At 59.1% G+C, this 24,211-nt stretch carries 21 protein-coding genes; 5 read left to right on the top strand and 16 right to left on the bottom strand.

Features of this window, described 5'->3' with window-relative positions:
• The first annotated feature begins 89 nt into the window (after positions 1-89).
• Together cmoA and cmoB are read left to right on the top strand one after the other, a co-directional pair.
• Positions 90-833, top strand: a complete 744-nt coding sequence (cmoA, locus tag FEZ21_RS08085; protein WP_127196110.1) for a carboxy-S-adenosyl-L-methionine synthase CmoA — start codon at positions 90-92, stop codon at positions 831-833.
• The gene (gene cmoB, locus FEZ21_RS08080) at positions 830-1,786 is read left to right on the top strand and encodes a tRNA 5-methoxyuridine(34)/uridine 5-oxyacetic acid(34) synthase CmoB (protein ID WP_003443286.1); all 957 of its coding nucleotides are present in this window, start codon (positions 830-832) and stop codon (positions 1,784-1,786) included. The genes cmoA and cmoB overlap by 4 nt, the downstream gene beginning before the upstream one ends.
• 232 nt (positions 1,787-2,018) lie before the next feature.
• Here the strand turns inward: cmoB and tadA are convergent, their stop codons facing one another.
• The 6 genes from tadA to FEZ21_RS08050 all read right to left on the bottom strand — a co-directional run bounded on the left by tadA (position 2,019) and on the right by FEZ21_RS08050 (position 8,967).
• Complete coding sequence (gene tadA, locus FEZ21_RS08075) at positions 2,019-2,507, bottom strand: tRNA adenosine(34) deaminase TadA (RefSeq protein WP_003443288.1); 489 nt, start codon at positions 2,505-2,507, stop codon at positions 2,019-2,021.
• Positions 2,507-3,883 carry a multicopper oxidase family protein gene (locus FEZ21_RS08070; protein WP_003443290.1) on the bottom strand — a complete coding sequence of 459 codons (1,377 nt, stop codon included), beginning with the start codon at positions 3,881-3,883 and terminating at the stop codon, positions 2,507-2,509. The genes tadA and FEZ21_RS08070 overlap by 1 nt, the downstream gene beginning before the upstream one ends.
• A gap of 220 nt (positions 3,884-4,103) precedes the next feature.
• Positions 4,104-5,681: a glutamine-hydrolyzing GMP synthase gene (gene guaA / locus FEZ21_RS08065; RefSeq protein WP_003443331.1), complete on the bottom strand. Its 1,578-nt coding sequence runs from the start codon at positions 5,679-5,681 to the stop codon at positions 4,104-4,106.
• Between the two features lie 103 nt (positions 5,682-5,784).
• Positions 5,785-7,254, bottom strand: a complete 1,470-nt coding sequence (gene guaB, locus FEZ21_RS08060; protein WP_003443333.1) for an IMP dehydrogenase — start codon at positions 7,252-7,254, stop codon at positions 5,785-5,787.
• Positions 7,255-7,494: 240 nt separating this feature from the next.
• Positions 7,495-8,043, bottom strand: coding sequence for a hypothetical protein (locus FEZ21_RS08055; protein WP_003443334.1), 549 nt, complete (start codon positions 8,041-8,043; stop codon positions 7,495-7,497).
• A gap of 177 nt (positions 8,044-8,220) precedes the next feature.
• Positions 8,221-8,967: a sulfite exporter TauE/SafE family protein gene (locus tag FEZ21_RS08050; RefSeq protein WP_003443335.1), complete on the bottom strand. Its 747-nt coding sequence runs from the start codon at positions 8,965-8,967 to the stop codon at positions 8,221-8,223.
• A 79-nt stretch (positions 8,968-9,046) separates the two neighbouring features.
• On the opposite strand from FEZ21_RS08050, the gene xseA reads away from it, so the two are divergent.
• From xseA to leuA, 3 genes are all read left to right on the top strand, one after another.
• Positions 9,047-10,426, top strand: a complete 1,380-nt coding sequence (xseA, locus tag FEZ21_RS08045) for an exodeoxyribonuclease VII large subunit (protein ID WP_003443336.1) — start codon at positions 9,047-9,049, stop codon at positions 10,424-10,426.
• 3 nt (positions 10,427-10,429) lie between these two features.
• Positions 10,430-11,254, top strand: coding sequence for a peptidoglycan DD-metalloendopeptidase family protein (locus FEZ21_RS08040; protein ID WP_003443337.1), 825 nt, complete (start codon positions 10,430-10,432; stop codon positions 11,252-11,254).
• A gap of 345 nt (positions 11,255-11,599) precedes the next feature.
• A complete protein-coding gene (gene leuA, locus FEZ21_RS08035) occupies positions 11,600-13,279 on the top strand; it encodes a 2-isopropylmalate synthase (RefSeq protein ID WP_003443338.1) in 1,680 nt (559 codons plus the stop codon).
• A gap of 126 nt (positions 13,280-13,405) precedes the next feature.
• On the opposite strand, the gene FEZ21_RS08030 is transcribed toward leuA, so the two are convergent.
• The 10 genes from FEZ21_RS08030 to rlmN form a co-directional block, all read right to left on the bottom strand.
• The gene (locus FEZ21_RS08030; RefSeq protein ID WP_003443339.1) at positions 13,406-14,197 is read right to left on the bottom strand and encodes an amidohydrolase; all 792 of its coding nucleotides are present in this window, start codon (positions 14,195-14,197) and stop codon (positions 13,406-13,408) included.
• Complete coding sequence (locus tag FEZ21_RS08025) at positions 14,185-15,333, bottom strand: pyridoxal phosphate-dependent aminotransferase (protein WP_160626830.1); 1,149 nt, start codon at positions 15,331-15,333, stop codon at positions 14,185-14,187. Before FEZ21_RS08025 ends, FEZ21_RS08030 begins: the two co-directional genes overlap by 13 nt.
• A gap of 122 nt (positions 15,334-15,455) precedes the next feature.
• Complete coding sequence (gene der, locus FEZ21_RS08020) at positions 15,456-16,925, bottom strand: ribosome biogenesis GTPase Der (protein WP_003443342.1); 1,470 nt, start codon at positions 16,923-16,925, stop codon at positions 15,456-15,458.
• A gap of 138 nt (positions 16,926-17,063) precedes the next feature.
• Positions 17,064-18,215, bottom strand: a complete 1,152-nt coding sequence (bamB, locus tag FEZ21_RS08015) for an outer membrane protein assembly factor BamB (protein ID WP_029612229.1) — start codon at positions 18,213-18,215, stop codon at positions 17,064-17,066.
• On the bottom strand, positions 18,208-18,849 hold the full coding sequence (locus FEZ21_RS08010; protein WP_003443347.1) for a tetratricopeptide repeat protein: 642 nt from the start codon (positions 18,847-18,849) through the stop codon (positions 18,208-18,210). Before FEZ21_RS08010 ends, bamB begins: the two co-directional genes overlap by 8 nt.
• Positions 18,850-18,889: 40 nt before the next feature.
• On the bottom strand, positions 18,890-20,179 hold the full coding sequence (gene hisS / locus FEZ21_RS08005) for a histidine--tRNA ligase (RefSeq protein ID WP_003443349.1): 1,290 nt from the start codon (positions 20,177-20,179) through the stop codon (positions 18,890-18,892).
• 22 nt (positions 20,180-20,201) lie between these two features.
• Entirely contained in the window at positions 20,202-21,311 is a 1,110-nt protein-coding gene (ispG, locus tag FEZ21_RS08000; RefSeq protein ID WP_003443351.1) for a flavodoxin-dependent (E)-4-hydroxy-3-methylbut-2-enyl-diphosphate synthase, read from the bottom strand.
• Positions 21,312-21,314: 3 nt separating this feature from the next.
• Complete coding sequence (locus FEZ21_RS07995) at positions 21,315-22,271, bottom strand: RodZ family helix-turn-helix domain-containing protein (RefSeq protein WP_003443354.1); 957 nt, start codon at positions 22,269-22,271, stop codon at positions 21,315-21,317.
• A complete protein-coding gene (gene pilW, locus FEZ21_RS07990; protein ID WP_010655613.1) occupies positions 22,271-23,029 on the bottom strand; it encodes a type IV pilus biogenesis/stability protein PilW in 759 nt (252 codons plus the stop codon). The genes FEZ21_RS07995 and pilW overlap by 1 nt, the downstream gene beginning before the upstream one ends.
• A 12-nt stretch (positions 23,030-23,041) precedes the next feature.
• A complete protein-coding gene (rlmN, locus tag FEZ21_RS07985; protein ID WP_003443359.1) occupies positions 23,042-24,190 on the bottom strand; it encodes a 23S rRNA (adenine(2503)-C(2))-methyltransferase RlmN in 1,149 nt (382 codons plus the stop codon).
• Between the last annotated feature and the right edge of the window lie 21 nt (positions 24,191-24,211).

Genomic DNA, 24,211 nt, shown 5'->3' with positions numbered 1-24,211 from the left:
AGATGCGCGGTTTATCAGACAGACCGCGCATCCCGGCGCCAACTTGGCTAAAATGCGCGCCCTTCAAATATTCCAGCGCCGGAACCGTCGTGAGCAAAGAACCTGACCGTATTTTCGCCCAGCCCCTGGCCCAGGTGCCGGACTTCGCCTTTAACGAGGACGTGGTGCGGGTGTTCCCGGACATGATCAAGCGCTCGGTGCCGGGCTACCCGACCATTGTCGAAAACCTTGGTGTGCTTGCTGCCCAGTTCGCTCAGCCCGACAGTGTCCTGTACGACCTGGGCTGCTCGTTGGGTGCCGTCACCCAGGCCCTGCGCCGACATGTACGCAGTGAAGGTTGCCAGGTGATTGCGGTGGATAACTCGTCAGCCATGGTCGAGCGTTGCCGCGAATACCTCAACGCCCAGAACTCGATGTTCCAGGAGTTGCTGCCGGTTGATGTGATTGAAGGCGACATCCTGGCGCTGGAGTTCAAGCCCGCCTCGGTGGTGGCATTGAACTTCACCCTGCAATTTATCGCCCCCGAACAGCGCCTGGCCCTGCTCGCACGGATTCGCCAGTCATTGCTGCCCGGCGGCGCACTGATCCTCTCGGAGAAGCTGCGCTTCAATGATCCCGAGGAACACGCCCTGCTCACCGATTTGCACGTTGCCTTCAAGCGTGCCAATGGCTACAGCGATCTGGAAATCGCGCAAAAGCGCAGCGCCATCGAAAACGTCATGAAGCCCGACAGCCTCGAAGAACACCGCGAGCGCCTGCTGGCGGCCGGGTTCTCGAAAGTCGTGCCGTGGTTCCAGTGTCTTAACTTTGCCTCGTTGATTGCCTTGCCATGATTGATCTTTCCCCCCTCGCCCGGCGTCTGGCCGGCACTCCACTGGCTGCATGGGCCAACACTCTGCAAGCGCAGCTCGATGTCAAAATGGAGAAAGGCCACGGCGACCTGGAGCGCTGGCAAAGCGCGCTGGATGCCTTGCCCGACGTGAAGCCGACCGAGATCGACCTGCTCAACGGCCTGACCCTGGACACCGACTGCGACGATGCAACCCGCACGCAAATGCGTCAGGCACTGATGGGCCTGTCGCCGTGGCGCAAAGGACCGTTCGACCTGTTCGGCGTACACGTCGACACCGAATGGCACTCGGACTGGAAGTGGTCACGGGTCGCACCGCATATCAACCTCAAGCACAAACGCATCCTCGATGTCGGTTGCGGCAACGGTTACTACATGTGGCGCATGCTCGGCGCCGGCGCCCATAGCGTGATCGGGGTTGATCCGAACTGGTTGTTCTTCTGCCAGTTCCAGGCCGTGCAGCGCTTCCTGCAACAAGAAGCTGCCTGGCACCTGCCCTTCCCGTTCGAAGACCTGCCGCCGAACCTGGAAGGTTTCGACACCGTGTTTTCCATGGGCGTGTTTTACCACCGCCGCTCGCCGATCGAACACTTGCTGGCCCTCAAGGATTGCCTGGTCAAGGGTGGCGAACTGGTGCTGGAAACCCTGGTCATTGAAGGCGACGTCAATCAGGTGCTGGTGCCTGAAGACCGCTATGCGCAAATGCGCAACGTGTGGTTCCTGCCGTCGATCCCGGCGCTGGAGCGCTGGCTGCGCCGTGCCGGTTTCAGCGACGTACGCTGCGTGGACGTAAGCACCACCACCGTAGAAGAACAACGGGCGACTGAGTGGATGAAGTTCCAGTCCCTGAGCGACTACCTGGACCCGAACGACCCCGGAAAAACCGTCGAAGGCCTGCCGGCGCCGATGCGCGCAGTGATCATCGCCAGGAAATAAGAAACCAGAGACGCTGTAGGAGCGAGCTTGCCTCGCGAGCTTTTCCGCTGCACCACGAACAGCTCGCGAGCAAGCTCGCTCCTACAGTTAATTCATGTGCCCGGCAGCTGAAGCGCAAAGCCCACGCCCCCGTAGGAGCGAGCTTGCCTCGCGATGCAGGCTACGCGGTCCCTCCATGAATCTGCGTTGAGCCTGTCGCGAGCAAGCTCGCTCCTACAGAGGCAGAGGGGCGTTATTTGGCCCGACGGGCCTTGAAGAATTCGCTGAGGATAGCTCCGCACTCTTCGGCCAAGACCCCGCCTTCGAACAGCACCCGGTGATTCAGAAAGCCCTGGCTGAAGAACTGCCCCTGACTTTGCACAATTCCCGCCTTGGGCTCCAGCGCGCCATACACCACCCGAGCCACCCGGGAGTGGACGATCAGGCCCGCGCACATGCTGCACGGCTCCAGGGTCACGTACAGGGTGCTGCCGGGCAGCCGGTAGTTGCTGGCCGCCGCTGCGGCTGCACGGATGGCAACCATCTCAGCATGGGCGCTGGGGTCGCTGCCGCTGATCGGGCAGTTAAACCCGCGGCCGATAATTTCACCGTTTTGCACCAGCACCGCGCCCACCGGCACTTCGCCCAGGGCCGCGCCCTGAGCCGCCAGCGCCAGCGCTTCACGCATGTAGTCCTGATCGCGGCTGCGATCGATGATTTGCGGTTGACGCCCTTGTCGCATCAGGAAACCTCAATTGCGGCCATAAGGCCGGTTTCCATGTGGTCAATCACATGGCAGTGGAACATCCACACGCCGGGATTATCCGCCACCAGGGCCACGCGGGCACGTTCGTTTTTACCCAGCAGGTAGGTATCGGTGAAGTAGGGAATGATTTTTTTGCGATTGGACGCCAGCACCTTGAAGCTCATGCCGTGCAGATGGATCGGGTGCTGGTACTGGGTCATGTTCTTCAATTCGAAGATATAGCTCTGACCCAGCTTGAGTTTGGCTATCGGCCGATCGGCGCAGGTCTTGTCCTTGATGTCCCAGGCCACGCCGTTGATCTGCCACAGGCTGGGCGGCTGGTCAGGGCCCAGGTTCTCGGAAACCGAGCCGACCCATTCAAAGTTGAAGTTGATCTTTTCAGCGTTCGCCACATCGGGTTCGGCAATCGGGTTGGCGGGCAACGCCGGTGGCCATTCCACCGCCGCAGCGTTGCTGGCAACCGAGCGCAGCGTGCCCAAACGTACGGGACCGTCTCGCAGTGACAACTCTTGCCCTGCCGCCGGAGCCTTGATCGCCAGGCAAATACGCATGCCGGGGCCCAGCCAGTATTCCTTGCCCAAAGGCCGTGGCTCGACGGGGTTGCCATCCAGTGCATAAATTCTGGCTTCGATGCCCGGGATGTTCAGACGATAGGTCAGGGTATTGTCGAGGTTGAGGATGCGCACCCGGGTGATCTGTCCGGCTGGCAAATCAATGGTCGGCACGTGGCTGCCATTAATCGTCGACAGGCGTCCCGGGGTGCCGCCACGGGCGGCTTCACGGGTAATGCTGAACGGCAGAAAACCGCCCTCTTCATCCACGTGCCAGTTCTTAATGCTCAGGGTACGCTCGTGCTGGAAACCGGTGGGCTCGCGCTCCTCGACAATCAGCGGCCCGACCAGACCACGGCCCAGTTCTTCGCTGCTGTTGACGTGGGGGTGGTACCAGAAACTGCCGGCATCCGGCACACGGAACTTGTAGTCGAAGTATTCACCGGGCAATACCGGCAATTGCGAAACATAAGGCACACCGTCCATTTCCAGCGGCAGTCGGATACCGTGCCAGTGAATGGTAGTGGCTACCGGAAGGTGGTTGATAAAGCGCACCCGCAGCCACTCCCCCTGTCGCACCCGCAGCTCGGTGCCGGGCGCCGACGGACCGAAGGCCCAGGCTTCGGTTTGATGACCGGGCACCAGTTCCACATCCAGCGGCGCGGCAATCAGCTCATAGTCGTGGCCAGCCTCGGCATCGGCCATCTTGCCCAGCCAGTAACGCGAAGCGCCTCCTGCGCCAACACCCACCACTACCAGGCCGGCCAGACCACCGAGTATTTGTCGACGGGTAAAGGACATTGATTCAACTACCTCTCGTATCCGGCGCGGGCGTGCAGCCCGCAAAAGGCGAATACGATACACCTGCAATTGCGAAACAGTAAGGGCTGCATCCTGCTTCTGTCGGAGCGAGCTGTTGAAAAGCTCGCTCCGACAGGTTGGGGGTACAGAAATAAAAAAAGGGCGGTCAACACCCAGTGTTGACCGCCCTTTTCAAATCAGACCGGTTACCCGGCCGGACTTATTCCCACTCAATCGTTGCCGGCGGCTTGCTCGACACGTCGTAAGTAACGCGGGAGATGCCTTCGATTTCGTTGATGATGCGACCGCTGACGGTTTCAAGCAGCTCGTAAGGCAGGTGTGCCCAACGCGCGGTCATGAAGTCGATGGTTTCAACGGCACGCAGGGCTACAACCCAGGCGTAACGACGGCCATCACCTACCACGCCAACCGATTTCACCGGCTGGAACACCACGAATGCCTGGCTGACTTTGTGATACCAGTCGGCCTTGCGCAGCTCTTCGATGAAGATGTGGTCAGCACGACGCAGAATGTCGGCGTATTCCTTCTTCACTTCACCCAGGATGCGCACGCCCAGACCCGGGCCCGGGAACGGGTGACGGTAGACCATGTCGTACGGCAGGCCGAGTTCCAGACCCAGACGGCGGACTTCGTCCTTGAACAGTTCGCGCAGAGGCTCGACCAGTTTGAGGTTCATCTCGTCCGGCAGGCCGCCCACGTTGTGGTGCGACTTGATGACGTGAGCCTTGCCGCTTTTGGCGCCAGCCGACTCGATCACGTCCGGGTAGATGGTGCCCTGGGCCAGGTACTTGATGTTGTCCAGCTTGCAGGATTCGGCATCGAACACGTCGATGAAGGTACGGCCGATGATCTTGCGCTTTTTCTCCGGATCGCTTTCGCCAGCCAGGTTGTTCAGGAACTGGTCCGCCGCGTTGGCGCGGATCACTTTAACGCCCATGTTCTCGGCGAACATGGCCATTACCTGCTCACCTTCGTGCAAACGCAGCAAGCCGTTGTCCACGAATACGCAAGTCAGCTGATCGCCGATCGCCTTGTGCAGCAATGCCGCCACCACCGAAGAGTCAACGCCGCCGGACAGGCCGAGCAATACGTTGTCAGTGCCGACCTGGGCGCGGATGTTGGCGATTGCGTCTTCAGCGATTTTCGACGGCGTCCACAGGGCTTCGCAGCCGCAGATGTCGAGGATAAAGCGCGACAGGATGCGGCCGCCTTGCTTGGTGTGGGTCACTTCCGGGTGGAACTGCACGCCGTAGTAGCCGCGGGCATCGTTGAACATGCCGGCAATCGGGCAGCTCGGGGTGCTGGCCAGAATGTGGAAGTCGGATGGCATTCTGGTGACCTTGTCACCGTGGCTCATCCACACATCCAGACCGAACAGGCCGTCAGCGTCGATGTGGTCTTCAATGCCGTCGAGCAGGCGGCTTTTGCCGACTACGTCTACGCGGGCATAACCGAACTCGCGCAGCTCGGAACCTTCAACCTTGCCGCCCAGTTGCTCGGCCATGGTCTGCATGCCGTAGCAGATACCGAAAACCGGTACGCCCAGGTCAAACACGGCTTGTGGCGCGCGCGGGCTGTCGGCTTCGTGCACGGATTCCGGGCCACCGGCAAGGATGATGCCTTTAGGTGCGAATTCGCGGATCGCTGCGTCATCCATGTCGAACGGGTGCAGTTCGCAGTAAACGCCGATTTCGCGCACGCGACGGGCGATCAGCTGGGTGTACTGGGAACCGAAGTCCAGAATCAGGATACGGTGAGCGTGAATGTCGAGGGCCATGACAAAATCTCGATTAATTTCAGAAACGACACGGGGCTGAATCAAACAGCCCCGGTGACTTAATTCGTATCGCACCCGGGTTTTGACCCGGATGCGATCACTATCAACTTACGCGATAGTTTGGCGCTTCCTTGGTGATCTGCACGTCGTGGACGTGGGATTCAGCCATACCGGCGCCGGTGATGCGTACAAACTCGGGCTTGGTGCGCATTTGTTCGATGTCGGCACAGCCGGTGTAACCCATCGAAGAACGCAGACCGCCCATCAGTTGGTGCACGATTGCGGTCAAAGAACCTTTGTACGCCACGCGACCTTCGATGCCTTCCGGCACCAGCTTCTCGGCACCCGCAGAGGAGTCCTGGAAGTAACGGTCGGAGGAACCCTGGGATTGCGACATCGCACCCAGCGAACCCATACCGCGGTAGGCCTTGTACGAACGGCCCTGGTACAGCTCGATTTCGCCCGGTGCTTCTTCAGTACCGGCAAACATCGAACCCATCATCACGCAGGATGCACCGGCGACGATGGCCTTGGACAGGTCACCCGAGAAGCGGATGCCGCCGTCGGCGATCAATGGTACACCGCTGCCTTCAAGGGCTGCGGCTACATTGGCAATGGCACTGATTTGCGGCACGCCGACACCGGCGACGATACGGGTGGTGCAGATCGAACCAGGACCGATACCGACCTTGACCGCATCGGCACCGGCTTCAGCCAGGGCCAGGGCAGCAGCGCCAGTGGCGATGTTGCCGCCAATTACCTGTACTTCAGGAAAGGTTTGCTTGACCCAGCGAACACGGTCGATCACGCCTTTGGAGTGGCCGTGCGCGGTGTCGACAACCACCACGTCAACGCCTGCAGCCACGAGGGCGGCAACACGGTCGGCGGTGTCTTTGCCGGTTCCCACTGCCGCGCCTACACGCAGACGACCCTGGTCGTCCTTGCTGGCCAGCGGGTAAGCCTTGGCTTTTTCGATGTCGTTGACGGTCATCATGCCTTTAAGGGCAAATTTGTCGTCGACGATCAGTACGCGCTCGATGCGGTGCTTGTGCAACAGCTCGCGGGCTTCGTTCTTGTCGGCGCCTTCCTTGACCGTGACCAGACGCTCTTTAGGCGTCATCACTTCACGAACGGTGGCTTCCAGACGGTTTTCGAAACGCACGTCACGGGACGTCACGATGCCGACCAGGTCGCCATTGTGCAGTACAGGAACGCCGGAGATGTTGTGCAGGCGGGTCAGTTCGAACAGTTCGCGAACAGTGGCATCGGCTTCGATAGTGATGGGTTCTTTAACCACACCGGCTTCGTAGCGCTTCACTTTGCGCACTTCGTGAGCTTGCTGCTCGATGGTCATGTTCTTGTGGATGATGCCGATACCGCCTTCCTGAGCCATGGCGATTGCCAGACGGGCTTCAGTCACGGTGTCCATTGCAGCGGAAACCAGAGGAATATTCAGTTCAATGCCACGGGTCAAACGAGTCTTAAGGCTGACTTCGTTCGGGAGAACCTCGGAATAACCGGGGACGAGAAGGATGTCATCGAATGTGAGTGCTTCTTGGCTGATACGCAGCATCGCTGGGGCTCCCGAGCGGGAAAATGGAAGCGCGTTATTGTACTCAAAACACCTTCATCTCTCAACGGAAACCTTTAGAGAGTTTTGCGCTAAAGGCCATGATTTATTGACTCCCAGGGCAGATTCCAGATGATAGTGCGGCCTTGATTCCTGCAGGAGCCGGCTTGCCGGCGATTCAGACGGCCCGGCGGGCAGAGCCAGCTCAGCGATGCTATCGCTGGCAAGTCAGCTCCCACAGCTTCAGAGCTCGACCTTGACCCACGCCACCGGCTGGTCGAGCCAGTCGGCGAATTCGTCGAGGAAGCTCTGTTTGAAGCCCGCCTCGGCCCAGTTGTTGAAAATGAAGCCCAGATTGGAGAATGCGCACGGCTGCAGGAACAGAAAACCGTTGATGTCATCTTCATGGGCGCACAGCGGACAAATGAAGTTGTCGGTTCGGCCCGGCATCCACTCTTCCAGGCTTTCGAACAGCGCCTCACCGACTTCCTTGCGGCATTCGGCACAGCCTGCCTCTTCGAGAAACCCCTTGGCCGGGGTGTAGATGCAGCGCTTGGTGATGATTTCCAGACCATTGACCGGCTGACCGAACGGCAACGCTTCAGGGTGCAGCACCACACTGGCGGCGCCCGGCGCGATGGCGTAGGCCATACGGCTGCCGCCGCGGCCACAGGTGCTCAGCTCTTGCTCAATGATGTTCTTGCGCACCAGCCAGCGCACGATGGCCCGGGCCCGGGGTTCGTGAACCGGCAAGGTGGATATTCTGGGAACGATGATGCTTTGCGAATTCATGGGTACGGCACATGTACGTGAGATGGAAGCAGCACACATAACCTGCGGGAGCCGGGCTAGCCCGCGATGGCACCATCGCGCTCAAGCCATAAACCGGGCAATTTTTTGCATCGCCGGCAAGCCAGCTCCCACAGGAGATAGCGTTTGGTGCGCAGCTTAATGCCTCACCGTGGCAGGTCAAGCACTCAGATAACGCGCAATCAACGCAATCCCGCTGGCCAGTACCAGCCATGTGACCAGCCGCACAAAGGCTTCGCGAGACAATTTGCGGGTCAATCGGCGACCGATCCACAAGCCCAGCGCCATCGCCGGTAACAGACAAGCGGCAAGCAACAGCAGCGCACCATCGGCATAGACGCCAGCAATCACAAACAGGCCCAGGCGCACCATTGTGCTGCAACTGATCAACGCACTTTGCGTTGCCCGCGCAGCATCCTTGGGCAAGCGCGCATTCAGATACAGCGCGTATAGAAAGCCGCCACTGCCAAACAACGCACCAAACAGACCGCCCGTAATACCGGTGGGAATCGCCCAGCCTGCAGCTACCCGACCCGGGCGTACCGTCACTGCCAGGCTATAAATCGCATAGGCGGTAATGAAAATGCCCATCAACAGCAGCAACAGATCTGACTTCAGATTGAGCAAAAACACTACCCCGACCGTGCAGCCCAGCGCCATGCACGGCAACAATCGCAACAATTCGGGGCGGGCTACATCACGTCGCGCGGGCAGCCAGTTGCCAAAGGCCGCGACAAAATCAAGCAGTACCAGCAACGGGATGATTTTCGATAACGGCAGGCACAGGATCAAAATCGGTCCGGCCACCAACGCCGTGCCAAACCCCGCGACTCCGAACACGATATAGGCCAGAGCAATGCCCAGCTCGATCAACACCCACTCGGCACCGGTAAAAGGCAAGTCCATGGCTTTTCATCCTTGTTTTAGTGGCGCGACTTTAACCAGACAGGTGCAGTGATAACAATCCACCCTTATGATGGCGCGCATGATTAAAGATCCTTTTGCACGACTCAACCTCGACCGAGAAGTCCTGACTGTCAGCCAGCTCAATGGCCGGGCGCGGGTCTTGCTCGAAGACGTGTTCAGCAACATCTGGGTAGAGGGCGAAATCTCCAACCTCGCCCGCCCGGCCTCCGGCCATGTTTACTTCACCCTCAAAGACAGCGGCGCCCAAGTGCGCTGTGCACTGTTTCGCAATAACGCAGCCCGGGTGCGCCAGGCACTCAAGGATGGCCTGGCAGTAAAGGTGCGCGGCAAGGTTTCGCTGTTTGAAGGCCGCGGTGATTACCAGTTGATCCTCGATACGGTTGAGCCGGCTGGCGATGGCGCGCTGCGACTGGCCTTCGATGCACTGAAAGAAAAACTCGGCGCCGAAGGCCTGTTCAGTGCCGAGCGCAAGGTGCCCTTGCCGGCTCATCCGCAACGGATCGGAATTATCAGCTCACCTACCGGAGCGGTGATTCGCGACATCATCAGCGTGTTCCGCCGCCGCGCGCCGCAAGTTGAACTGACCCTGATTCCCACCGCGGTACAGGGCCGAGAAGCCACGGCGCAAATTGTCCGGGCACTCAAGTTAGCCGATGCCCGGGGGTTCGACGCGCTGATCCTGGCCCGTGGCGGCGGCTCGCTGGAAGACCTGTGGTGTTTTAACGAAGAAGCCGTGGCCCGCGCCGTGGATGCCTGCGTCACCCCTATCGTCAGTGCGATCGGGCACGAAACCGATGTTTCGATCAGCGACTTTGTCGCCGACGTGCGCGCGCCAACGCCATCGGCTGCCGCGGAGTTGCTGGCCCCGGACTCCAGCGACCTGCAACGGCGTATCGACAGCCTGCATCGACGTCTGGTGATGCGTATCCGCGACCGCTTGATGCGTGACCGCCTGCGCCTGGATGGTCTGGCCCGCCGCCTGCGCCACCCGGGCGAGCGGCTGCGCCAGCAGGCCCAGCGCCTGGATGACCTGGACATGCGCATGCGCCGCGCCTTTGAGCGCAGCCTCAATACCCGTCGCGAACGCTTGATCCGGCTCGAAACGCGGCTGGCAGCGCAGCATCCGGGCCGGCAACTGGCCCTGTTGCGCCAGCGCCTGGACAGCCTGGCCGAGCGCTTGCAACGGGCCATGGGTGAAGGCCTCAAAAGCCGGCGCCTGCAACTGCAAAGCCAGATCCAGACCTTGCATGTGGTGAGCCCGCTGGCCACCTTGGGCCGGGGTTACAGCATCTTGCTGGATGAACGCGGCAACGCCATCCGCAGCGCCACACAAACCCGTCCCGGCCAGCGCTTGCAGGCCCGGCTGGGCGAAGGCCAGTTGCTTGTACGCGTGGAGGACAACCACCTCACGCCTGTCACCCTTTCATTACTGGATTGATCGATGCCGCGTTTTCTCTCTGCACTATTGCTGCTGTGTCTGACCTGTAACGCTCACGCAGCCGACAGCTACATCACCCGCTTGCTGAACAAGCCGGTACCGGGCGGAGTTGCCGTCATTGAACTGGGCACCGGCGCCCAGCCCCCCAAGGCCAGCTATCAAGGCAAGCCGGTGCTGGTGGTCAAGGAGCAAGACACATGGCGAGCGATCGTCGGTATCCCCTTGACCGTAAAGCCCGGCCCCCAGCAGATCAGCTCCGCCGGACGTGACCTGAGTTTCACGGTCGGCAGCAAGAAATACCCTGAACAGCGCATTACCCTGAAGAACAAGCGCCAGGTCAATCCGAACCCGGATGACATCAAGCGTATCGACAACGAACTGGCAGTGCAGCTCAAGGCGTACCGCACGTTCAGCCCCAATACGCCGAGCAACCTGTTGCTGGACAAACCGGTCAACGGGCCGCTGTCGAGCAAGTTCGGCGTGCGTCGCTTCTTCAACGGCGAAGAACGCAATCCCCATGCGGGACTGGACTTCGCTGTGCCCGCGGGCACCCCGATCAAGACCCCTGCCGCTGGCAAAGTGATTCTGATCGGCAATTACTTCTTCAACGGCAACACCGTCTTTGTTGACCATGGCCAGGGGTTTATCAGCATGTTCTGCCATATGTCGAAGATCGACACCAAGGTGGGCCAGCAATTGGCACGGGGTGATGTGGTGGGCAAAGTGGGCTCGACCGGACGTGCTACCGGTCCGCACATGCACTGGAATGTCAGCCTGAACGATGCCCGGGTCGATCCGGCGATTTTCATTGGTGCGTTCCAACCCTGATCCGGCCCTTGCAAGAGGCGGCTGCTCGCAGCATCAGACGCCTTACAGCCGCCAACCCGCGCAACAATAATTACCGCAGCGATAAATAACCGCAATAAATGCTCGAATATTGACCATATTCGAGCATTTCTCTCAATGTTTTTTCGTCGCTTGCCATCTTCCAGCCCAATGGTTAGGGTTGAAGTCATGAAAACCTCTCACACCCTCATTCTGCTTCGTCAACACCGCAGCCTTTGCCTCGTCAGCGCACGACTGCAAAGCTAATCGCGGTGCCTCGCCCTTGTGCTTTGTATTTCTTCGGCTGGCCGCCTCTTGATAGTCGGCAAGCAAAATAAGGATTGCCTGATGACCATGCTCAAAGACCCTTCTTCCAAGTACCGCGCCTTCCCGGTCATTGATTTGCCTGACCGTACCTGGCCATCGAAAACCATCACCAGCGCGCCAATCTGGTGCAGCTCCGACCTGCGCGACGGCAACCAGTCGCTGATCGAGCCGATGGATGCGGTAAAGAAGCTGCGCTTCTGGAAGACCCTGGTCAGTGTTGGCGTTAAAGAGATTGAGGCTTCGTTCCCGGCCGCATCCCAGACCGACTTCGACTTCGTGCGCAGCTTGATCGAAGACGGCCACATCCCGGACGACACCACTATTCAGGTGCTGACCCAGGGCCGTGAAGACTTGATTGCCCGCACCTTTGAATCCCTGCGCGGGGCGAAAAAGGCCATCGTTCATTTGTACAACGCGACTTGCCCTGCATTCCGCCGCATCGTGTTCAACCAGGACAAGGAAGGCATCAAAGAGATCGCCGTCAGCGCTGCCAAGCTGTTCGTCAAATATGCCGCTCAGCAGCCTGAAACCCACTGGACGTTCGAGTACTCGCCCGAAACCTTCAGCGCCACCGAACTGGAGTTCGCCAAGGAAGTCTGTGACGCAGTGATCGAGGTCTGGAACCCGACGCCCGAGCACAAGATGATCCTCAACTTGCCTGCCACCGTTGAGTGCGCCACTCCGAACATCTATGCCGACCAGATCGAATGGTTCGGCCGTCATATCAATCGCCGTGACAGCGTGCTGATCAGCCTGCACACCCACAATGACCGCGGCACCGGCGTTGCCGCTACCGAGCTGGGCTTGATGGCCGGGGCTGATCGGGTTGAAGGCTGCCTGTTCGGCAATGGCGAACGTACCGGTAACGTCGACCTGGTGACTGTGGCCCTGAACATGTACACCCAGGGTCTGAACCCCGGGCTGGACTTCTCGGACATCGATGGCGTGCGCAAGGTCGTCGAAGAGTGCAACCAGATCCCGGTCCACCCGCGTCACCCCTATGTGGGCGATCTGGTGCACACCGCGTTCTCCGGCTCGCACCAGGATGCGATTCGCAAAGGCTTCTCTCAGCAAAAACCGGATGCCTTGTGGGAAGTTCCATACCTGCCGATCGATCCGGCTGACATTGGCCGCAGCTACGAAGCCGTGATCCGGGTTAACAGCCAGTCAGGCAAAGGCGGTATTGCTTACTTGCTGGAGCAGGAATACGGCATCAGCTTGCCGCGCCGGATGCAGATCGAGTTCAGCCAGGTGGTTCAGCGCGAAACCGACCGCCTGGGTCTGGAGATGACAGCCCAGCAGATCCACAGCTTGTTGCACAGCGAATATCTGCAGGCCAACACCCCTTACGCACTGGTCAGCCACAAGCTGCAGGAAGAGAACGGCCATAGCGCGGTAGAAGTTGAAATCTCTGCCAAGGGCGCTGGCGAGACCAACCTGCGCTGGAGCGGCAAAGGCAACGGCGCGCTGGAAGCGCTGGTGGCAGGCCTGCCGGTGAAAGCCGAGATCATGGACTACAACGAGCACGCTATCGGCGCTGGCACCAATGCCAAGGCAGCGGCCTATATCGAGTTGCGAGTCAATGGTGAGCGTGCCGTGCACGGTGTGGGCATTGATGAAAACATCACCACCGCCAGCTTCAAGGCCCTGTTCAGCGCCCTGAACCGCTCGCTGAGTGAAGCAGAAGCCAAGGCTGCTTAAAGCCGCCGGCCTGAAACGCAAAAGCCCCCAAGGTGTAAAAACCTTGGGGGCTTTTTTGTGCCGGATGTTCAACCTTCTACAGGAGCGAGCTTTTCCATGCGCAGAGCTCGCTCCTGCAGGTGCCGTTTAGTGCAGGTCGAAGGTATCCGCATCCAGATAGGCCGGGAAGCGCTCGCGGTAGGCCGCCAGCTCACCCGCCGTCAGGCATACCTGAAATACCCCGTCCGCTTCGCCGGCACTGAGCAGCGACTCGCCCTGAAAGTCAAAGACATGGCTGTCACCGGTATAAACCATGCCCTTGCCGTCTGTCCCCACCCGGTTAACCGCCGCCACATAGCACAGGTTCTCGATGGCACGCGCTGGCAGTAACCGGTTCCAGTGCAGCCGTCGCGCACCCGGCCAACTGGCTGTATACAGCAGCAGATCGGTATCGTGGGGGTCGCAACTCCACACCGGAAAGCGCAGGTCGTAACAAATCAGCGGGCGAACACGCCAGCCCTTCACTTCGAATTGAACCTGACGCTCACCCGGCGTGAAGTGCTCGTGCTCTCCGGCCATGCGAAACAAGTGACGCTTGTCGTAGTGCAGCACCTCGCCATCCGGGCGTGCCCACAACAGCCGATTGCGATGGCTGCCGTCAGCGGCCCGCACAATCACGCTGCCTGTGACCACCGCATCGAGATCCTTGGCCCGGGCCTGCAACCACTTGCTGGTGGGACCGTGCTCGGGCTCCGCCAGGGTTTTGGACTCCATGCTGAAGCCGGTTGTGAACATCTCGGGCAAGACCACCAGGTCTGCCCCCCGCGCCTGTTCGAGCAACTCGTCAAAGTGCGCAAAATTGGCCTCGCGATCGTGCCAGGCCAATGTGGTCTGCACCAGGGCAACGGTTAAATCGGGTAACCCACTTAGATCACGCATAGTTTTTCTGCTGCTGCACGCAGCGTCTCCTCGCGTTTGGCAAAACACAGGCGGACCAGACGCTGCCCTGGGGGCGGGGTCTGGTAGAACACCGAAACCGGAATTGACGCCACCCCGTGTTCACGGGTCAGCCATAGGGCCATGTCGACGTCACTGAGGTCCGGACGAATAAGGGAATAGTCCACCAACTGGAAATAGGTCCCGGCCACCGGCTTAAAGGTAAAGCGCGACGGGCTTAACAGATCACAAAACAGGTCGCGCTTTGCCTGGTAAAACGCCGGCAGTTCTTCAACATGCTCGGGGTGGGCCGCCATGAAGTCGGCCAGTGCGTACTGCAAAGGGGTGACTCCGCAGAAGCTGACGTACTGATGGACCTTGCGCAGCTCTGCCGTCAGGGCCGCTGGCGCCACCACGTAGCCAGTTTTCCAGCCGGTGACGTGATAGGTCTTGCCGAAGGAACTGACAACGAAGGCCCGATGGTACAGCTCGGGATGGGACAAAACACTGACATGGGGCACGCCATCGAACACCAGATGCTCATACACCTCATCGCTGATGATGTAGATATCGCGGTCCGCAATCAGCGCAGCCAACTGGTCCAGCTCGGCCCGGCTGATCAGGGCGCCGCTAGGATTATGCGGGCTGTTGAGGATGATCATGCGAGTGCGGGGCGTCAGTGCGTCTTCGAGCTTCTGCCAGTCGATGGAGAAATCAGCCAGCCCCAGTTGCACATGGACACAACGGCCACCGGCCAGCTCGACCGAAGGCTCGTAACTGTCGTAGCACGGGTCAAACACAATGACCTCGTCACCGGGGTGAATCACCGCCTGAATCGCACAGAAGATGGCCTGGGTGGCACCGGGGGTGATGGTTACCTCGCTGTCGGCATCGACTTGCACAGCGTAACTACGGGCAATTTTCGCCGCGACCTGCACCCGCAAGGCAGGCAAGCCGGTCATGGGCGAGTATTGATTGTGGCCACTGGCGATGTGATGTCCCACCGCATCGCGCAAGGCTTGCGGGCCATCGAAGTCAGGAAACCCCTGAGACAGGTTGAGCGCGCCGGTTTCAGTCGCGAGCTGCGACATGCGCGTGAAAATAGTGGTGCCGACATTCGGCAACTTGCTGGTAATCATGGCCGTTCCCTGTGATGTTCCCGGCTCTGACTACGGCACAGGACCCATCGAGGATAGCCCAAACCCCAGACACGAAAAAGGGCCGATCAAGGCCCTTTTTCGTTGCGACAAGAGGTTGCGGATCAGCGCTTGTCTTTGCGCTTCTTCTCGGCTTTCTTGTGGTGCGACATCATGCGGCGCTTCTTGTTGACCTGACGGTCGGTCAGCGAGTTCTTGTTGGCTTCGTACGGGTTCTCGCCACCTTTGAACTCGATGCGGATCGGCGTACCGACCAGCTTCAAGACACGACGGTAGGTGTTTTCGAGATAACGGACGTAAGACTTTGGAACCTTCTCGACCTGGTTACCGTGGATCACAATAATCGGCGGGTTGGCACCACCCAGGTGGGCATAGCGCAACTTGATCCGGCGGTTGTTGACCATCGGCGGCGCGTGCTCGCCAACTGCGTCTTCCAGGATCTGGGTCAGACGGTTGGTCGGCCAGCGTGTAACCGCTGACTTGAAGGAGTTCTGCACCGACTGGTACAGGTTACCTACGCCCGTGCCGTGCAGCGCCGAGATGAAGTGAATGTCGGCGAAGTCGACAAAGAACAGGCGACGGGTCAGTTCGACCTTGACGAACTCGCGCTCGCTCGGCGTCATGCCGTCCCACTTGTTGATCGCGATGACCAGAGCCCGACCGGCCTCCAGCGCAAAGCCCAACAGGTTGAGGTCGTGGTCGACCACGCCTTCGCGGGCATCCATCACAAAGATCACCACGTTGGCGTCTTTGATGGCCTGCAGGGTTTTGACCACGGAGAATTTTTCTACTTCTTCGTGGATCTTGCCGCGCTTGCGCACACCCGCGGTGTCGATCAGCGTGTACTTCTCGTCGTTACGCTCGAACGGGATGTAGATACTGTCGCGCGTGGTGCCCGGCTCGTCATAAACGATAACCCGGTCTTCACCCAGCATGCGGTTGACCAGCGTTGATTTACCAACGTTAGGCCGACCGATGATGGCGATCTTGATCCCGTCTTTTTCGCTCGGGCCCGGGATGCGCTTGGCTTCCTGACCTTCAAGAACGACTTCGGCTTCGCCTTCTTCTTCCTCTTCCGGATCTTTCGGGAAGTCGCTCAGGGCGATTTCCAGCATCTGGGTGATACCACGACCATGGGCACCGGCGATCGGAATCGCATGGCCCATACCCAAGGGGGCAAATTCTGCACGCGCCAATTCAGGATCGATGTTGTCGACCTTGTTGGCGACAACATACGAGCGCTTGTTACGTTTGCGAAGGTGTTCGCCAATCATCTGGTCAGCGGCTGTGAAACCCGCTTTTGCATCTACCAGGAACAGAACGACGTCAGCTTCTTCGATAGCCAGCAGCGACTGCTCGGCCATCTTTTCGTCCATACCGTGCTCGTCACCGGAGATACCGCCGGTGTCGACCAGAATGTAGGAACGCCCTTGCCACTTGGCCTCACCGTATTGGCGATCACGGGTCAGACCGGACAAGTCGCCGACGATGGCGTCGCGAGTCCTGGTCAGGCGGTTGAACAAGGTGGACTTGCCGACGTTAGGTCGGCCCACCAGGGCGATTACGGGAACCATGCGGCTCTCCACTTCGTTATTTCAGAAAATACAAAAGCCGCTGCAAGGCAGCGGCCAGAGTTCGGAACAGCACAAATGTGCCGCAAGCCTTGCCAGGGCAAGGCTGCCTGAGACCCTAGAGCCTCAAGCATAGACGCCTTAGCGAATGGTCAGGGCTTCCAGTTTGCCGCTGTTACCAAACACGTAAATCATGTCACCGACCACCAGCGGACGCGCCCGAAGACCATCACTGTCTATGCGGGTACGGCCCACGAAACGACCATCGACCTGGCTTAGCAGGTGCAGATAGCCTTCCATGTCACCGACTGCCACATAGCTGGAGAAGACTTCCGGAGCCGACAATTGACGGCGGGCCAGAGCGTCGTTGCTCCATAGTGCAGTGGTCGAACGTTCATCGATGGCTTCAACAGTACCGGACGCCAGACTGACGTAGACGTTACCAAAACCTTGTGCGACACCTGCATAACTGGAAGCATCACGCTGCCAGAGCACGCGGCCGGATTCCATCTCCAGTGCTGCCATGCGGCCCTGGTAGCTGGCTACATACAGCGTGCCACCGGACAGCAGCAGACCACCGTCGATATCGACGATACGCTCGAGTTCCGAACGGCCTTGCGGGATGGCAACACGTTGCTCCCACACCGGCACGCCGTTTCGAGTATCAAGGGCAACGATTTTACCGGTCGAAAGACCGGCAATTGCCAGGTGGTTGGTTACCAGCGGTGCACCGGTACCACGCAAGGTCAGAACACCTGGCGTGCTGTCGTAGATCCAGCGCTGGTCACCGGTTGAAGCATCCAGACCTACCAGATGGTCGTCCTGGGTTTGCACCACGACGATGTCACCGTTGGTCTGTGGTGGAGCAAGCACTTCGCTGTTAACACGAGAGCGCCATTTTTCTTCACCCGTGCTGGCGTCCAGGGCTACTACGTCACCTTGCAAGGTACCGAGCATCACCAGGCCATAGCCAACACCTACGGCGCCAGAAACAGGCAGTTCGAGGTCTTTCTTCCACTGAACGTCGCCGTTCATGCGGTCCAAGGACATCACTACACCGGTCACGTCAGCCGCGTAGATGGTATTACCTTCAACAGCCGGAACCAGCATGTTGTAGGTCTTACCCTGACCGTCACCGATCGAGCGATCCCACTGCTTTTGCAGAACGACTTCTTCTTTGAAGTCAGTCAGCTCGGCTGGCGGAAGTTCTTTTTTGCTGTTGCTGCTGCAACCCGCGGCCAAAATGACCAGAGCCAGCAATGCCGCATGTTTCCAACGCATCACTTCACGCATCTCCTTTGGCCAGGTCGTCGAGCTTGATTTGTAAGCCACCGACAGCCGCTTCATCGGAGAGCGCTGCTTTGGCTTTTTCGTAGGCGCTGCGTGCGTCGTCAGTGCGACCCTGCTGAACCAGCAAGTCGCCCTTCAGCTCTTCACGGCTGGCCAGGAATGCCTTGTCGGAATCGACTTCGAGCAACTTCAGGGCATCGTCAACTTTGCCCTGGGCTGCCAGAACCTGAGCCAGACGCTGACGCGCCACTTCACCCAGGGTTGAATTCGCCGGTTTGTCGACAATGATTTTCAGCTCGGTGGCGGCGTCATCAAGCTTGCCGTTGTCCACTGCAACCTTGGCCACAAAAAGACCGCCAAACTGTGCGTAGGCCGTACCTGCGTATTCGTTTTTCAACTTGCTGGCCAGATCCGCCACACGGGCCACATCGGGCTGACCGTCAGGCGTGAGGGTGGCCTCAAGCAATTGCTGGTAGAGCATCGACGCGCCTTGCGACTGATTGCTCTGATATTTGTGCCAAAGCTGCCAGCCAGCCACTACCACCAGTGCCAGCAGGGCGCCAGTAACCAGGGGTTTGCCGTTACGCTGCCACCAGTCTTTCAACTCGCCCAGCTGATCATCATCGTTACTCGACACCCCAACACTCCTTATTCGCTAATTCGGCTGTTTTACAGCTTCAACCCTGCACGATGCAGGTGGCCAAGTGCTCGGCAAGAGCATCCCAGGCAATCGTTTGTTGTTCGCCCTGGCCACGCAGGGGTTTGACGCCTACTACTTGCTGGGCCAATTCGTCGTCACCCAGGATCAGTGCATACAGCGCACCGCTCTTGTCGGCCTTCTTGAACTGGCTTTTGAAGCTGCCAGCGCCGGCATTGATCTGCAAGCGCAGGTTTGGCAGTTGATCACGAACACCTTCGCTCAACGTCAGGGCAGCCAGTTCAGCAGCCTCACCGAAAGCACACAGGTAAACATCAACCTGACGTGCGATTTCTGCCGGGACTTGCTCAAGGGTTTCGAGCAGCAGGATCAAGCGCTCGATACCCATTGCAAAACCGACGCCCGTGGTGGGCTTGCCACCCATCTGTTCGACCAGACCGTCATAACGACCACCGGCACACACGGTGCCCTGGGCACCGAGTTTGTCAGTGACCCACTCAAATACGGTTTTGCTGTAGTAATCGAGCCCGCGAACCAGCTTGGGGTTGATCACGTAAGGAATCCCGGCAGCATCCAGGCGCGCCTTGAGGCCCTCAAAGTGCACACGGGACTCTTCGTCCAGGTAATCCACCAGCTTCGGGGCATCAACCAGAACCGCCTGGGTATCGGCGTTCTTGCTGTCGAGCACCCGCAGCGGGTTGGATTTCAAGCGACGCTGGCTGTCTTCGTCAAGCTCGCTCAGACGCGAGGACAGGTATTCGACCAGCGCGGCACGATAACGTGCACGGGCTTCGCTGGTGCCCAGGCTGTTGAGCTCAAGCGTGACCGCATCGCGGATACCCAGCTCGCCCCACAGGCGCCAGGTGAGCACGATCAGTTCGGCATCGATGTCCGGACCATCCAGGTTGAATACTTCAACCCCGATTTGATGGAACTGGCGATAGCGGCCTTTTTGCGGGCGCTCGTGGCGGAACATGGGGCCGATGTACCACAGCTTTTGAACCTGGCCACCACCGGTAATGCCGTGTTCCAGCACCGCACGTACGCAGGCAGCCGTACCTTCGGGACGCAAAGTCAGCGAATCGCCGTTGCGGTCTTCGAAGGTGTACATCTCTTTTTCGACGATATCGGTCACTTCACCGATCGAGCGCTTGAACAGCTCGGTGAATTCAACGATAGGCATGCGGATTTGCTTGTAACCGTAGTTATCCAGCAAACGCGAGACCGTGCTCTCAAAGTAGCGCCATAGAGGCGTCTGCTCAGGCAGGATGTCGTTCATGCCACGAATGGCTTGCAAAGACTTGCTCACAGAAAATCCTTTATTCGTTTGATTAGCCGCGCGCGATAACTGCTGCGTCAGCTTCGACCTTTTCGGCCGCTTTCTGCCGGATCAGCCTTTCGAGCTCATCCACCAGATTTTCATTCGTCAACTTCTGCGACGGCTTGCCGTCGATGTAAATCAGGTTCGGTGTACCGCCGGTCAAGCCCACATGGGCTTCTTTCGCCTCGCCGGGGCCGTTGACCACACAACCGATCACCGCCACATCCAGCGGTACCAGCAGGTCTTCAAGCCGCACTTCGAGTTCGTTCATGGTTTTCACCACGTCGAAGTTCTGCCGCGAGCAGCTTGGACAGGCAATAAAGTTGATGCCACGCGAGCGCAGGTGCAGGGACTTGAGGATGTCGTAACCGACTTTTACTTCCTCGACCGGGTCTGCCGCCAGAGAGATGCGAATAGTATCGCCAATCCCTTCGGCGAGCAGCATACCTAGGCCCACGGCAGATTTCACTGTGCCTGAACGCAAACCGCCGGCTTCGGTGATACCCAAATGCAGTGGCTGGACGATTTCCTTGGCCAGCAAACGATAGGCCTCAACCGCCATGAATACGTCCGAGGCCTTTACGCTGACCTTGAAGTCCCTGAAATTCAGGCGTTCGAGGTGCTCAACGTGACGCAGTGCCGACTCAACCAGAGCAGCAGGCGTCGGCTCGCCGTATTTCTTTTGCAGGTCTTTTTCCAGCGAACCGGCGTTGACCCCGATACGGATCGGAATACCGCGATCACGGGCAGCATCAACCACTGCACGCACACGGTCTTCGCGACCGATGTTGCCCGGGTTGATCCGCAGGCAGTCCACACCCAGTTCGGCCACGCGCAAGGCGATTCGGTAATCGAAATGGATATCGGCAACCAGGGGCACCTTGACCAGTTGCTTGATGCGACCAAAAGCTTCGGCTGCATCCATATCGGGCACGGAAATGCGCACGATATCGACGCCTGCGGCTTCCAGCCGGTTGATCTGGGCAACAGTCGCAGCCACGTCATTGGTGTCACTGTTGGTCATGCTCTGTACGGCAATAGGGGCATCGCCACCTACTGGCACCGAGCCAACCCAGATTTTTCGCGATTCGCGACGTTTGATTGGTGATTCGCCGTGCATGACTTATTGACCTAACTTCAGGCGAGCAGTCTCGCCACTGGTGAAAGGAGCCACATCCACAGCCTGACCGTTGTAGGTCACCTGTGCGCCACGGGCATAGCCCAGACGCAGGGTCAGTGGAGGCTTGCCGCTCACTTCAAGATTCTCGCCCTTGCGCTTCAGACCACCAAACAGCACTTTGCCGGTGCCATCGGTGACTTGAGTCCAGCAATCGGCGGTGTATTGCAGATTGACCTTGCCAGTGCCTGCAACCGGTGCCGCGGGCGCCGCCGCATCAGGGGCTGCGACAGGTGCCGGCACAACCGGGGTCGGGGCAACAGGGGCTGGCGTAGCGGCAGGCGTTACAGGCGTAACCGGCAATGCCGGCGCATCTGTCCCGGCCTGCTGCGCAGCAGGATCCGTCGCCACAGGCGTCTCGCCTTCGACCTTGGCTTCTGCCACTGCCTGGTCTTCCGGCTCGTCGAGCGGGTGGATCCGGGTCGTGCCGTCAGCACCTTCAACTTCGACGTGTTCCGGAGCCAGACCGATCAGGTCCTTGGCGCGCATGGACGTCTGGTCCTGCCACCAGATGAAACCGCCACCTATCACGGCGATCAGCAACAGCAGGCTGACAATACGCAAAATGGTGTGGGAAACCCGCACAGGCTCTTCAATCCGGCCAAGACTGTGCACGTTGCTGCCATTGGCATCAGTCCCTGTGTACAAATCAAACTCATGGACCAGGCTGGTCTGATCCATGCCAAGCAATTTGGCATAGGCACGGATGTAACCGCGCGCAAAAGTATGGCCTGGCAGCTTGTCGAACGCCCCGGTCTCAAGGTTGCTCAGGGAACTGGCCGTGAGATTGAGTTTCAAGGCGACTTCAGCCAACGTCCATCCATTGTTTTCACGGGCCTGACGCAGAGTCTCACCGGGATTGACACGAGTCGCTGCTAGAACTTCGGGTTGCGCCGCTTTCATCATTGCTCCGACAGGTATTGCTGATATTCCGGCGTGCCGGGATAGAGTCGTTTTAGTTGCTGGCCATAATTGGCAGTTGGGGTGCGCTCGTCGAAAACACTCGCCAGTCGCGCACCGAGCAATAGACTACGTGCATTTTGCCCGCTAAGCAGGCTAAAACGATCGTAATAGTCACGTGCGGGCACATAATGCCTGTCTTCGTAAGACAACTCAGCCATTTCGAGCAGTGCACGGGGTTGTTGACGGTTCAGGCGCAAGGCTTTTTCGAGCTGCTGGCGACCTGCATCCCGTTGCCCCAGCCTGAGTGAAGCGACCCCCAGGTTCTCGTAGATGCGCGAACGCTCGGGATAAAGGTTGTCGGCCAGGGCTTTGTGGAATTGATCATGGGCCTCCTGATAACGCTGCTGCCCGAAAAGCAGGCTGCCATAGTTATTCAGGATCCGGGCATCGTCCGGCCGCGCACGCAGTGCTGTGCGAAAGGCCTGCCCGGCCAGTTCGAACTCCTGCTCGGACTGAAACACCAATGCCAGGGCAGCATTGGTGTCCGGATCAGTCTTGTCGAGCTCCAGGGCTTTACTCAAGGGGATCCTGGCCTGCTCGGTCATCCCCTGCTGAAGATAACCCAGACCCAGTTGAACATATGCCTCGCGCGCCGCGTTACGCCCCTTGTCAGTGGTCATCGGGTTTGAGCCGCCCGATGACACACAGCCAGCCAAAAAGCTGAGCAAGCCAAAAGAAAGCGCGGCGCGCAGGATCATGGATGTCCTCTCTCAGGGAGCCGGCGAAGCATTTTGCGTTACATCGCCTTCGCCGCTCTGCTCGTGCCCGGCAACCCAGCGCTCGCTACGACGAGTACGGTCATTGACCTGACCGACCAACTGGCCGCAAGCAGCGTCGATGTCTTCACCGCGAGTGGTACGCACTGTCACGTTATAACCGGCTTGATGCAGCAGATCCTGGAAACGGCGAATGGCGTTATTGCTTGGACGCTCATAGCCCGAATGCGGGAACGGGTTAAACGGGATCAGGTTGATCTTGCAAGGGGTGTCCTTGAGCAACTCGATCATTTCCACGGCATGTTCGACGTGGTCGTTGATGTCTTTGAGCATGGTGTACTCAACGGTCAAGACACGCTTCTCGCCCAGGGTCGACATATAGCGACGGCAGGACTCAAGCAGCATTTTGAGCGGGTACTTTTTGTTGATCGGCACCAACTGGCTGCGCAATGCATCGTTGGGTGCATGCAGCGACAACGCCAGGGAAACGTCGATGTGCTTGGCCAGCTCATCGATCATCGGCACCACGCCCGAGGTAGACAGTGTCACCCGGCGCTTGGAGATGCCGTAGCCCAGGTCATCCATCATCAGATGCATGGCGGCAATCACGTTGTCAAAGTTCAGCAGCGGCTCACCCATGCCCATCATCACCACGTTGGTGATGGCACGGTCGGCGGTTGCCGGGACGCTGCCAAAGGATTTGTTGGCAATCCACACCTGGCCGATTACTTCGGCGGCGGTGAGGTTGCTATTGAAACCTTGCTTGCCGGTGGAGCAGAAACTGCAATCCAGGGCACAGCCTGCCTGGGACGAAACGCACAAAGTGCCACGTTTGCCCTGGGGAATGTAAACGGTTTCGACGCAGCTGCCGGACTCGACACGAACCACCCATTTACGGGTGCCATCGGTGGAGATGTCCTCGCTGACGACTTCAGGTCCACGAACCTCAGCAATGGCCTTGAGCTTGTCGCGCAAGGCCTTGCTGACGTTAGTCATGGCGTCGAAATCATCGACGCCAAAGTGGTGAATCCACTTCATGACCTGACCGGCACGGAAACGCTTCTCCCCGATTGAGTCGAAGAATTTCTCCATTTGGGGCTGAGTCAGGCCCAGCAGGTTTGTTTTGCCAGTCGTTGCAATCATGTCTTCACCCTCACTCACGAG

The sequence above is a fragment of the Pseudomonas sp. 9.1(2019) genome, from assembly GCF_009910445.1.
GTDB classification, from domain to species: domain Bacteria; phylum Pseudomonadota; class Gammaproteobacteria; order Pseudomonadales; family Pseudomonadaceae; genus Aquipseudomonas; species Aquipseudomonas paraversuta.
The sequence above is the reverse complement of the archived record's forward strand: the minus strand, read 5'-3'. Positions and strand labels throughout refer to the sequence as shown.